This is a genomic window from Enterococcus sp. DIV1307a (genome assembly GCF_050537425.1).
Taxonomy (GTDB): Bacteria; Bacillota; Bacilli; order Lactobacillales; family Enterococcaceae; genus Enterococcus; species Enterococcus faecalis.
On the sequence record NZ_CP172914.1, the window covers coordinates 994,179 to 1,006,909 of the forward strand.

The following is a 12,731-nucleotide window of genomic DNA, read 5'->3' on the forward strand; positions in this document are numbered from 1 at the left end:
AAATGAGCGAACAATATGTTTATCAACATGGTACGCTAGGCGGTTTAATGGAAAGTTTGATGGCAGGAACGGCAGAAATTGGTACGTTACTCACGCAAGGTGATTTTGGAATTGGGACATTAGAAGGCTCAAATGGCGAAATTATTTTATTGGACGGTACATTGTATCATGCAAATCAAACTGGCGAAATTACTATTCTAGAAGGCGAAGAATTAACGCCATATGCCGCAGTTACTCGTTTTCAAGAAGATGGCGCATTCCCTGTATCAACGGAAACCGATGAAAATATTAAAGCACAAATTTTAGAAAAAATTAGTCCTAATTTTTTTGCGGCAATTAAAATTAGCGGTCTTTTTGCGAAGATGCATGTCCGTGTGGCACCTAAACAAGAAAAACCGTATCCACCATTTGTAGAAGCCGCACGCAATCAACCTGAATTTACAGCGGAGAATATTCAGGGAACAGTTGTAGGGTTCTTTACACCTAAATTATTTCATGGTGCCTCTGCCGCAGGGTTTCATTTGCACTTTATCAGTGAGGATCACCAATTTGGTGGGCACATTCTTGATTTTGGCATTAAACAAGGGACTGTTTCGTGGATGGAAGCAGCAGAATTGCGGCAGCATTTTCCAGTTCATGATGCTGATTATCGGAATAAAGAAATTGATATTGCAAAAGCTTTGTCTGCAATTGAAGAAGCGGAATAACTGAATAACAAGGCACATTTCTCCACGCCCATTCAAGTTGACCTAGTTAGTCAACTTGAATGGGCTTATTGCTGTTCGTCGTTTTTTGTTGTTATTTTTCAAAAAAAAATAGTATCCTTTTTATAATAAGCAAATAACAATTGGAAAGGATGGCGTAATGGACACACTTTATAGAAGTTGGCAATTATCTGGTTGGCTCTATCATGATATTTTTGTCATCATTGTAGCAATTATTTTTATAGTAATTAGTGGTATTTTGGTTATTTCCTTAATAAGAAGGCGGAGTACAAGGAGACTGGTTCCCTATGCGTTAATTTTATTGGTTTATCTTGCAGTGGTACATTTTGCTGGTTTGATATTTTTCGGAATGTTTCGTTCAGTAACGATTGAAGAGAAAAGTGCGACGTTTTATTCTGAAAAAACGAAAGGCTTAACTTCAATCGAGCGAATGATTATTCCAAATGGACGAACGAATGGCATTAGCACCAGTAACTCATTGTTCCAAGTGATTTCTGTTAATAGTCAGACGGGCGAACGAATGTGGAGTAAACGTTTAGGTTGGCGTGATTATTTAATTGGTCAAACAGATCAATATGTGGTTTTGAATAATGCTGATAACGAGGCCATTTACTTACTCGATACAAAAACAGGGAAAAAACAGTTTTCTGAAGCGGATTTAGTGAAGAAATTCCCTGAATTAAAAGACTATTTAAGCTCTGATTTCGTTGATTATCGTTTTATGGATAATCGCTATCTCTATATTTATGGATTAAACAATCGATATTATCAATTAGATTTGAAAAATTGGCAGTTAAAACAAGACCCAACTTTCAAAGAAGTCTTTCAAACACAAGAAGCGCCTAAATGGACGGTAGATTCAAATGAGAGTCAAATTGGTCAAGAGCTGTCATCGGAAGAGCGTACAACAGTGCAAGGAAAACTAGAAGAGCAACTAATAGCACCAGTTTTATTAGGCAAGAAAGATGAAGCAAATTATTATGTTCTGTCATACAAGAAAAGACAAAGTAATCAAGCGATAGTTGGCTTATACAATTGGCAGAAAAAAACATACGAGTGGCAAACACCGTTGCTTTTAACTAAAGAAAATGTACCTATTGAAGCTTTTCAAGTAGAGGATGCGTTATTCATTAAAGTCCCGCGTTATTTATACAAAATTAACCTAAATAATGGTAATCAAGAGTATCAGTTTGATTACCGTTGGGGCCAAGTGATTCGTTAAACGAAAAGTGGTAAAGCATGCTTAGACAAATAGAAGGAGCAAATAGTCCTTATGATATAAAAAAACGCTTAGAAGAGTAGTGATTCCGCTAGTTTTCTAAGCGTTTTTTTTATTTTATGCAGGTCCAGAGATTAAATTCCAGATAATCGAACCTGTATATGCGCCAGGAAATAATTGTGAAACAGGGGTTTGGATTGCAAGAGAAATATCGGTCATGCGGCCGCTCCACATTCCTTGTCCTTTTCTATCACCAGCGTTACTCATTAAAATGGCACCGTTACCGATAATAATTGGGTTGGTCGGGAAGTCGGGTGCAGCAGGATCTTCTGAAAAATCCAGTCCATACATTGTATTTGTCATAAAGAAACGCCTTAACGTTTTGTCATAGCGAGCATAGCCGCCTGTTAATTGAAACGTAATGATGCCTAGTAAAGAATGAGCTTCGTTTCGCATGTGTGGGATTTCAGCAGTGACATGCCAACCAGTTAAGGCTCCGCGAACATCCCCCATCCCGAAGTGTCTCATTGTATGAGTATTGCCTTCAGAAGGTCGTATAGGAACTGCCGTTAAATCACCAGAAATCGCTTGGGTTTCAAAAGTAAATTCTTTCGGAATAAAGAGCAAGTCAAAACTAGTGTTAGGATTTTCTAAATCAGGATCAATGGCATCGTCAACCGATTCATCACCAGGCAGCCCTCCAAGTTCTAGTTCAACTGAAACAGGCGTTTTTCCAGAACGGGTGGCAAAAGAAACCGATGGGTCAAAACTAAAGAGACTGAATACTAGCAACAAGGCTGCAAGTGATTGATAAGTGAGTAGATTTTTTTGCTTCAAGAAAGTTCCTCCTTTAGGTGCTGATAATATAAGTATACGCAAAAGGAGCTGTTTTTATTTATCAGTAATTTACAGGAAATTCGAAAATATTGAGACAGATGGTTTTTAATATTAGTTGAGAAAGGTGAGTCGACAATTTTTACTTGTTGATTCTGTCTTTTTTGAGCACCATTCGTTATATCAAGCATGCTAAAATATAAAAGAAATCATCAGGTATCACTAATGAAAAGGGAGAGGAGGAGAAAACTTTGAGTAAGTGTTTGGGGTTGTTGGTGATTTTATTTGTATTAACTGGCTGTTCAGGAAGTAGGAATTCGCAACAGGAAGTCGTTATAGAAAAGTCTGCTAATAATGACAAAGCAAGACAATTTGTTGATCAAAAAAATCCGCATTTAGGAACGCAATTAGAAGCAGAATCTTATACTAAACAGGAAGCGATTGAATTTTTACAAAATGGTTTAGGGATACCAACGAATGACTCGGCGTTTCATTATACGTTTAAGCAGTCAAATAAAGGAAGTTATGTTGTTCAAATTAGATCTGAAAAGAATAGTGTCTCAAAAGAGAATGAATTGTTCGGATATTATCAGGTGTATCAAGATGGTATTATAGTGAAAATGATGGAAAAGGATCAAACGTTCCAAGAAAATTAAGTGATAAATAAAAAAGTTGACAAAAAACACAAACAGTCTTGTTTGTGTTTTTTGTTTAATGTTCGTGTTTTATTTTTTAATAACCTTTTTCGAAAAAATATACGAACGTTCGGGTTTAAAAACGAACAAAAAGATGAAAATGTGTTGAAATATACGTTTTCCTTGCGTATACTGATGAAGTGAAAAAACGAACGAGGAGTGTACGAATGAACAAGAAAGTTCCTTATTTAATTGTGGCACCGGGGCTAGTACTATTATTATTTTTCTTAATGATTCCATTAATTACTAGCATTTTGCCAACCATTTTTACTGATCATGGCTTGACACTAAATCAGTATGTTACTTTTTTTAAAGATGACTATAATGTTTCAATTTTCTGGCGAACGATAAGAGTTTCGTTAATTGTGACGGGTATTTCAATTGTGTTGGGCATTCCAACGGCATACTTTATTGCTGGAGTTTCCAAAAAATGGCGTGGCTTTTTAATGGCTATGACCTTGTTTCCACTATTAACCAATTCAGTTATTCGAAGTTTTGCTTGGATTAACATTTTAGGAAAAAACGGTGTAGTGAATACGTTGTTATTAAAAACAGGCTTAATTGAGCAACCGCTGAATTTATTGTATACAGAATTTGCAATTATTATCGGTTCAGTGTATTTATTTTTACCAACAATGATTATGACCTTAGTTGGGGTCATGGAAAACATTGAAGGAGAAATGCTAGAAGCGGCTGAGACGCTAGGCGCCAATCCAATGACGGCTTTTCGGAAAATTGTTTTACCTTTATCAATTCCAGGCACCATCGTAGGAAGTATATTAGTGTTTACAGGAACTTTAACGGCTTATACGACGCCACAGCTGTTAGGCGGTAACCAAAAAATGATGATGTCGACCTTCTTATATCAAAAGGCTAATACTTTAGGTGATTGGCAATCGGCGAGTGTTCTTGCATTTATTATGATTTTAACAACATTAATTGTGATGAAAGGCCTAGACATGGTCGCTAAGAAAGTAGATCGGAGAGAAGCAAATCATGCGTAAGCAAAAAGGACTATCTGTTATTGCAATTCTAGTTTTTCTGTTTTTATTTTTACCATTATGTTTGATTGTGGTGACTTCTTTTGGAACAGCCGCAGCGATTCAATTTCCGATTAAAGGTTTTACTTTAGATTGGTACGCCAAAGCATTACAATCGGAAACGTTTATGGACAGTTTTAAGTTAAGCTTGTTAATTGGGGTATTAGCGACTGTTTTAGCATTAATAGTAGGGATTCCTGCTTCCTATGCGCTGGCTCGTTATTCCGTTCGTGGGCGCAACTTTATTAAAAGCTTTTTCTTATCCCCAACTGTGATTCCAGGAATTGTGGTCGGGTATACGTTATTTCAATATATTGTTATTAAATTAGGTTTGCCTGTCTTTCAAGGATTATTAATGGGGCATTTTTTAATTAGTTTGCCTTATATTATTCGAGTGGTTGGGTCAAGTATGGAACAACTAGATTATTCAATGGAAGAAGTAGCTTGGACATTAGGTTGTACAAGATTGCGAGCTTTCATTCAAATTGTTTTACCCAATGTGTCTTCAGGAATTTTTGCAGCCTTTATGTTAGCATTTGTCAATTCGTTTAACAATGTTCCTGTATCGATGTTTTTATCAGGTCCCGGTGTGACGATGCTGCCTACTTCTTTATTAAGTTATATGGAATACAATTATGATCCAACTGTTTCAGCAATTTCTGTATTGTTGATGCTACTAACAATGGGCTTAATGTTTTTAATTGAAAAAACGTTGGGACTAGCTTCCATTGCCTAAAACATGGAAGAAGCACGAGATAGAAAGAGGAGAAAATTTTGACTTTTGTGGATTTAAAAGATATTCGCGTCAGCTATGACGGAAAACAAGATATTTTAAAAGATTTAAATATTTCAATGGAAAAAGGAGAGTTAGTTTCTTTATTAGGACCGAGTGGTTGTGGTAAAACGACTACGCTAAGAGTGATTGCTGGATTAATTAAGCCAAACGACGGACAGTTTTTCGTTGATCAAGAAGAACTAACAAAGGTTCCTGTCCATAAAAGAAACTTCGGGATGGTTTTTCAAAGTTATGCGTTATTCCCTCATTTAACGATTGCAGAAAATGTCGCTTTTGGGTTGAAATTACGCAAAGAAAGCAAACAAACCATGGACCAAAAAGTCACGGAAATGCTAAAAGTATGCGGTTTAGAAAGCTTGGGCGACCGTTATCCAAAACAATTATCTGGTGGTCAAAGACAGCGGGTTGCGCTAGCACGTGCTCTGATTATTGAACCTAAACTATTACTACTAGATGAACCGTTGAGTAATTTAGATGCAAAATTGCGAGTAGCAATGAGGATTGAAATCAAACGGATTCAACAACAATTAGGCATTACGACAGTTTTTGTCACACATGACCAAGAAGAATGTTTTTCTATTTCAGATAAAGTGGCCATTATGAATAATGGCGTGATTGAACAATATGATTCACCAGAAACGATTTATCGTTTGCCTCGTACTAAGTTTGTCGCTGAATTTATCGGTTTTGAAAACTTTTTCTCTGTCGAAAAAATGGAAGCCGGTCATTATCGGACACAAACAAATCAAATAGTGAAAACGACTAATCCTGAACCAAATGTTACAACGACGGTGGCAACGATTCGTCCAGAGGACATTGAGATTGTTTCAGAAGCTGCTACTAATACTGTCGCAGGTACTGTCGCTGTCCGAACATTTTTAGGGAAAAGCTATCAATATGAAGTGGAAACAGCGTTAGGTACATTGCTGGTTAATGGAACAAGTGAACAGTTATATGAAACAAACGAAACCATTCACTTGGCTTTTCCAGCTGAGAAATTAGTTATTTTAGAAAAATAAAAACCATTTTGGAGGAAGATTTAAAAATGAAAAAACGCGTAATTTTAGGGACATTAGTCGCTGCAACGTTATTAATGACTGCTTGTGGAAACAGCGAAGCAACTACGAAAAGCGAGAGCAAAGGTGGAAGTAATGCTTTAGTCGTTTCAACTTTCGGATTAAGTGAAGATATTGTCAAAAAAGATATTATCACTCCGTTTGAAAAAGAGAATGAAGCGAAAGTTACCTTAGAAGTAGGCAATAGCGCAGACCGCTTTACGAAATTAAAAAATAATCCCAATGCGGGAATTGATGTCATTGAATTAGCACAAGCAAATGCTGCACAAGGTGGAAAAGAAGGGTTATTTGAAAAAATTACAGAAAAAGAAGTACCTAATTTAAGTCAGTTAACACCAGGAGCAAAAGAGGTTTTTGAAAGTGGTGCTGGCGTACCAATCGCTGTAAACAGTATCGGGATTGTTTACAACAAAGAAAAATTAGGCAAAGAAATTAAGAACTGGGATGACTTATGGTCAGCTGATTTGAAAGGTAAAATTTCTGTTCCAGACGTTGCCACGACGGCAGGTCCTTTAATGTTATACGTTGCTAGTGAACATGTTGGTCAAGATATTACAAAAGATAACGGGAAGGCCGCTTTTGAAGCGATGAAAGAATTAAAACCAAACGTTGTTAAAACGTATTCAAAATCGTCAGACTTAGCTAATATGTTCCAATCTGGTGAAATTGAAGCAGCTGTGGTTGCTGATTTTGCGGTTGATATTATTCAAGGCGCAGCAGAAAACGTGATGTATGTCGTCCCAGAAAGCGGCACGTATGCCAACTATAATACAGTCAATATTCCTAAAAAAGCACAAAACAAAGAAACCGCCTTTAAATTTGTTAACGCACGGATTAGTGAAGAATCACAAAAGGCCAAAGCGATTTCATTAAATGAAGGACCTACAAATCAACAAGTAACGCTAAGCGAAAAAGAAGCGAAAAATAAAACATATGGTGCCATTGCCGAACGTGCCAAAACAGTCGATTTTAATTTTATTAATAGTCAACTAGCGGATTGGATTGATCAATGGAACCGGACGATGAATCAATAGTTTTAGAAAAGAGGGACAAAATGAACGTCGATGTACTACTAAAAAATGTGTGGCTGTATCAAACAGTTACTCAAACATTCGTTCAACGAAATGTTGCGATTAAAAATGATAAATTTTATTACGTTTATGAAGAAGAGAACGTCAATTTGCAGCCCAAAAAAACAATTAATGCCGAGAATCAATGGATGATTCCCGGCTTAATTGATGCACACATGCATATTGAAAGTTCCATGACGACACCTACTATTTTTTCCAAAGCAGTAGTGCGTTACGGTGTGACAACGGTGATTGCCGATGCCCATGAAATGGCTAATGTATTTGGCTTAGAAGGCTTAAAAGCTTTTATGGCCGCTGAAACAGAACTAGATATCTTTCACGCAATTCCTTCCTCGGTTCCTTCGACCACTCCCGAATTAGAAACAACTGGTGGGATTATCGGCTTAGCAGAAGTAGCAGAATTACTCAAAGAACCAAAAGTGATTTGTTTAGGGGAAGCCATGAATTTTAAAGGGATTTCCTATGAGCCAGATTCTTTAATTCGTCAAATTATCGATTTGTGCCAAAAACAACGACCAACCATGCCTTTAGAAGGCCACTGTCCTAAAATCGAAGATCAAGAGTTAGCAGATTTTCTATATAGCGGTATCACTTCAGATCATACCCATCAATTTCCTAAAACGTTAAAAGAAAAAATTGAAGCGGGCGTCTTTATTCAATTTCAAAATAAATCAATCACTCCTGAAAACATTCAGGTGATAGTAGACAATGACTTCTACAATTATGCAAGTATTATCACGGATGACGTGATGGCTGATGATTTGCTAAAAGGTCATCTAAATGAAAATGTCAAAAAAGCCGTTCAAGCAGGGTTGCCTATCGAAAAAGCCATTTATATGGCAACTTATACGCCGGCCAAACGAATGGGTCTCCATGATCGTGGCGAAATTGCACCTGGTAAAAAAGCTGACTTTTTGTTATTAAATGACTTAGAAAGTTTTGATATTAATACGGTTTATAAATCTGGAAAGGTCGTTTTTGAAAAAGGCGAGCCCTTCCATTATCCAGAAAAAATCGAAGAGTTTCCAGCCACTTATCAACAAACCATCCAATGTAAAAAGTTAACAGAAGAAGATCTACTTTTAAAGGTGGCTACAACAAAAGAAACAGTTCGTTGTAATGTGATTCAAAAACAAGAAATTGGCACATTTACAGAGCGAATTACAAAAGAAATTCCTGTTGAAAATGGATTGTTGCAATGGCAAAAAGCCAACTGTGCCTTATTAATTGTGATGGAACGTTACGGAAAAAATGGCAATATTTCTTTTTCTTTAATGGATCAACCCCTTTCCGAGAAAGGAGCCATTGCGACAACCTGGGCCCATGATCATCATAATTTAATGGTGATGGGTAATACGATTGAGGATATTTTATTAGCGCAGAATGAATTATTAGCGATGCAAGGCGGCTATTTGGTTGCTTCGGATCAGCAAGTGATGGCAACTTGTCCTTTACCAATTGGTGGGATTTTATCGCAAGCACCGATTGAACAATTAGGCGCTTCTTTACAAAAAGTCCGACAAGCTATGCAAGCGTTAGGCTATCAAAATATGAATGAAATCATGTCCTTTTCTACACTATCATTGCCTGTCTCGCCAGCCATTAAAGTGACAGATTTTGGGATGATGGATACGAAGTCACAACGTTTCTATCCATTAGTTTTTCCAGAGGATGGAGTTCTTTTGCATGAAAACACTCATTAAAAATGTGCATATACTAACAATGGATGAGCAATTTTCAGAAATCAAAGCCGGCTATTTAGTGATTGAAGAAGACACAATTGTTGAATTAGCACCAATGACCACACTTGATGAAAAGCGAATGGCTGCAAATCAAGTAATCGATGGTCAAAATGGAATTTTAATGCCTGGGATGATTAACACCCATACCCATGTAGGCATGATTCCGTTTCGTTCGTTAGGAGACGATGTGCCAGATCGACTCCGGCGTTTTCTTTTTCCATTAGAACAATTCATGACAAAAGAATTAGTAGGATGCAGTAGTGATTATGCAATTGCCGAAATGTTACTGAGTGGTATTACGAGCTTCTGTGATATGTATTATTTTGAAGATGAAATTGCTAAAAGTTGTGAAAAAATGAGTGTTCGTGCTTTGCTCGGAGAGACGATCATTGATATGCCCACTTGTGATAGTCCGGAGCCTTCAGGCGGTCTTTTTTACGCGGAAACCTTTATTCGCAAGTGGCAAGGCCATCCGTTGATTACGCCTATACTTGCGCCACATGCACCGAATACCAACTCACCAGAAGTGTTGGCAAAAATTATTGAACTTAGTCGGCGATACCAAGTTCCTGTGACCATGCACGTTGCTGAAATGACTTACGAAATGGCTGAGTTTGAAAAAGCCTATCAAAAAACACCAATTGCTTTCTTAGAAGAACTGGGTTATTTGAGCGAGCCGTTTATTTTAGCTCATTGTATTTTGGCAACAGATGAAGATCTTGCGAGTTTAGCTGCTACTAATGGAAAAGCGCGTGTCGCTCATTGTATCGGTGCGAATACTAAATCAGCCAAAGGCGTAGCGCCGATTAAGCAAATGCTTGATCAAGGGATTATTGTCGGTTTAGGCACGGATGGACCTAGTAGTGGGAATACATTAGATTTATTCACCCAAATGCGCATGGTTGCGAATTTTCATAAGACAGCACACCAAGATCGCTCTTTGTTTCCTGCGAAAGAAATTGTTTATCTGGCAACGATGGGGGGCGCTAAAACGTTAGGCTTGGCGGAGCAAGTCGGTTCATTGGAAGTGGGCAAAAAAGCGGATATAACATTAATTGAAACGCAATCAGTTAATATGTTTCCGATTTTTGATGCCTATTCAGCGTTGGTTTATTCAGCAAATGCTAGCAATGTTGAAGCCGTTTGGGTGAACGGTCAACAGTTAGTTGCCAATAAAGAATTACAACAAGCTAATCTCAAAGAAATCAAGGAAAAATTATATCAGGCCATGAATACGTTTGTGAAAGAAGCTAAAAAAAGAGCTGCTCTCTAAACAAAGCAAGTATGACGTATCGGATTGATTAAATAACGCTGGATTGACGTTTAGTGATTCAGGTTCTAATAGAGCGCAGACAAACTTTTAATGAAAGAGTTGTCTGTGTTCTTTTTTGTTATAAACATTTTTCTTTTTCTATATATATTTTTAAGGTAAGTTGTATTATAGTAAGTTTGAGAAGATGAGAATGAGAGGAAAAGCAATGAATATACAACGGTTTATAGAAAAACGCAAAGCACGTGGTTTGTCGCAAAGTGAATTGGCTAAAGGGATTTGTACGCAAGTTACGGTTAGTCGCTTTGAAAAGAATGGTCAAGTCCCAACTTTAAAAATATTGATCCAACTATGTAATCGTTTAGAGCTACCTTTGGGGGAACTCTTCCCGCGCGTAGGGATTAAACAACCTGAAATTCTTGAAAAAATGGAAGAAGCAGAATTCTTCTTGATTACCAGCGAACATGACCAATTGCAAACAATTTTAAAAAATATTCCTTTTGATGAAATCAAAGATTCCCAACTGTTATTAGAATATTATTATTTACAAGGCTTTGTCATGATTTTTCAAAATGCTTCGTTGATGGATTGCTTATTTACCTTTGAAAAACTTCTATTTGAAGAGCAAAAATACACGAGCGATATTTACCGTTTGTTAGCTTTTACTGGAATTGGCATGGCCTATGCCAAAGAAGGCGAAATTGAGAAAGCCGAATTTTATTTCAATAAGGTCTTCAAGGAAATTTATCTTTATACTATTCAATCAATGGAAGATACTTGGCGAGTATTAAATGTTGTCTTTCACTGTGGTGTTTTTTATGCAGAAAAAGGCGATTTAGAAACAAGTGATGCTTTGTTAGAGTATGCGATTTCCATCTGTTCTGATAATCACGTCACGTATTACTTGGCAAGAGCAGCTTTCCAGCTTGCGAAAAATGCCTTAGCTGAAGAAAAGCCGCAAGAGCAAATTTTAGAACTACTACAAGATGCCCGCGCGTATGCAAAAATCAATAAAAATCGCATCTTGTTGGAAGCAATTCAAACATTGAAAGAAACAATTTTATCTAAGGGGAATTAGTTTATATAGAAAATTATATATTTATTTTAAAAATATAATAAAAAAAGCGTTTTTTAAAAGAGTTCAAGACACATTACGACCTTAAATGAAAATTTTAAGGTCGTTATTTTATATAAAAAAATATATAAACGACTTGACTGACATCAAATAAAGGCGTATGATTCATTTGTGAATAAATGTGAAATAAAGCACAATCTTTCGTGGAGAGGAAGTCTTGAGGTGCAACAAAGTCAAACTATTTATTTGATGGGCACAGTAATAGATGTATTTGTAGACCATGAAGAACCTGAAAAAATTCTAGAAGAAGTGCATCAACGATTGATCACTTATGAACAACGCTTTAGTGCAAATGATTCAACTTCGGAACTGATGGCTGTCAATCAACAAGCTGGGAAAAAACCAGTCAGCGTTCATCCAGAGTTGTATCAATTAATTGCATTAGGGAAAAAACATAGTTGTGATCCAGCTAGTCATTTGAATGTTACCATTGGCCCGTTAGTTCAAACGTGGCGAATCGGTTTTAAAGATGCCCGTGTCCCGTCAGAAGAGGAAATTAAAGCCTGTTTGAAAAAAATTAATCCAGAAAAGATTCACTTAAATCCCTTAAAACAAACGGTTTTTTTGGAAGAAGAAGGAATGAAATTAGATCTGGGGGCTTTAGCAAAAGGCTATATCGCTGATTTACTAATTGCCTATTTGAAAGAAGTCCATGTGACGTCTGCTTTGATTAATCTGGGCGGCAATATTGTGACGTTGGGGCCCTCTACGCATCAAAACAAAAAATGGCGAATTGGTATTCGCAATCCGCAAGAATCCAGAGAAACAATCAGCTTACTTGTCGAAGTGGCTAATCAATCGGTTGTGACGTCGGGTATTTATGAAAGAAGTTTAACCGAAGCTGGGCGAGTCTATCACCATTTGTTGGATCCGACAACCGGTTACCCATTGGAAACTGAAATGGCCAGCCTCACAATTATCTCGGATGCTTCAGTGGATGGTGAGATTTGGACAACGCGTTTATTTGGTTATCCAATTCCAGAAGCGCTTGAAATCCTCAATCAACTAGATGGGATTGAAGGAGTCATCATTACACAAGACCAGCAAATTTTATATAGCAGTGGGTTAGCAGATACTCTTCACATTATCAATTCATAGAACCGAAAAA

The 12,731-nt window shown here is 37.0% G+C and carries 12 protein-coding genes; 11 read left to right on the plus strand and 1 reads right to left on the minus strand.

Features of this window, described 5'->3' with window-relative positions:
• Positions 1–2 precede the first annotated feature (2 nt).
• Complete coding sequence (budA, locus tag IGL90_RS04875) at positions 3–707, plus strand: acetolactate decarboxylase (protein WP_002363752.1); 705 nt, start codon at positions 3–5, stop codon at positions 705–707.
• A 157-nt stretch (positions 708–864) separates the two neighbouring features.
• Positions 865–1,947, plus strand: a complete 1,083-nt coding sequence (locus IGL90_RS04880; RefSeq protein WP_002357921.1) for a PA2928 family protein — start codon at positions 865–867, stop codon at positions 1,945–1,947.
• A gap of 114 nt (positions 1,948–2,061) precedes the next feature.
• Here IGL90_RS04880 and IGL90_RS04885 read toward each other — a convergent pair whose 3' ends face one another.
• The gene (locus IGL90_RS04885) at positions 2,062–2,823 is read right to left on the minus strand and encodes a WxL domain-containing protein (protein ID WP_048737785.1); all 762 of its coding nucleotides are present in this window, start codon (positions 2,821–2,823) and stop codon (positions 2,062–2,064) included.
• A 206-nt stretch (positions 2,824–3,029) separates the two neighbouring features.
• Between IGL90_RS04885 and IGL90_RS04890 the strand changes: the two genes are divergently transcribed.
• The 9 genes from IGL90_RS04890 (at position 3,030) to IGL90_RS04930 (ending at position 12,721) form a co-directional block, all read left to right on the plus strand.
• The gene (locus IGL90_RS04890) at positions 3,030–3,434 is read left to right on the plus strand and encodes a hypothetical protein (RefSeq protein WP_082153363.1); all 405 of its coding nucleotides are present in this window, start codon (positions 3,030–3,032) and stop codon (positions 3,432–3,434) included.
• Positions 3,435–3,640: 206 nt separating this feature from the next.
• Complete coding sequence (locus tag IGL90_RS04895) at positions 3,641–4,477, plus strand: ABC transporter permease (RefSeq protein WP_002382189.1); 837 nt, start codon at positions 3,641–3,643, stop codon at positions 4,475–4,477.
• Entirely contained in the window at positions 4,470–5,249 is a 780-nt protein-coding gene (locus tag IGL90_RS04900; RefSeq protein ID WP_002357916.1) for an ABC transporter permease, read from the plus strand. Before IGL90_RS04895 ends, IGL90_RS04900 begins: the two co-directional genes overlap by 8 nt.
• Positions 5,250–5,287: 38 nt before the next feature.
• Positions 5,288–6,328, plus strand: coding sequence for an ABC transporter ATP-binding protein (locus IGL90_RS04905; protein WP_002384674.1), 1,041 nt, complete (start codon positions 5,288–5,290; stop codon positions 6,326–6,328).
• 26 nt (positions 6,329–6,354) lie between these two features.
• Positions 6,355–7,419, plus strand: coding sequence for an ABC transporter substrate-binding protein (locus IGL90_RS04910; RefSeq protein WP_048737787.1), 1,065 nt, complete (start codon positions 6,355–6,357; stop codon positions 7,417–7,419).
• Positions 7,395–9,179 carry an adenine deaminase gene (locus tag IGL90_RS04915; RefSeq protein ID WP_048737789.1) on the plus strand — a complete coding sequence of 595 codons (1,785 nt, stop codon included), beginning with the start codon at positions 7,395–7,397 and terminating at the stop codon, positions 9,177–9,179. Before IGL90_RS04910 ends, IGL90_RS04915 begins: the two co-directional genes overlap by 25 nt.
• Positions 9,163–10,491 carry an amidohydrolase gene (locus IGL90_RS04920; RefSeq protein ID WP_002403222.1) on the plus strand — a complete coding sequence of 443 codons (1,329 nt, stop codon included), beginning with the start codon at positions 9,163–9,165 and terminating at the stop codon, positions 10,489–10,491. Before IGL90_RS04915 ends, IGL90_RS04920 begins: the two co-directional genes overlap by 17 nt.
• A gap of 184 nt (positions 10,492–10,675) precedes the next feature.
• Positions 10,676–11,566, plus strand: coding sequence for a helix-turn-helix domain-containing protein (locus IGL90_RS04925; RefSeq protein ID WP_002399965.1), 891 nt, complete (start codon positions 10,676–10,678; stop codon positions 11,564–11,566).
• A 219-nt stretch (positions 11,567–11,785) separates the two neighbouring features.
• Positions 11,786–12,721, plus strand: coding sequence for an FAD:protein FMN transferase (locus tag IGL90_RS04930; protein ID WP_053084806.1), 936 nt, complete (start codon positions 11,786–11,788; stop codon positions 12,719–12,721).
• Positions 12,722–12,731: the final 10 nt, after the last annotated feature.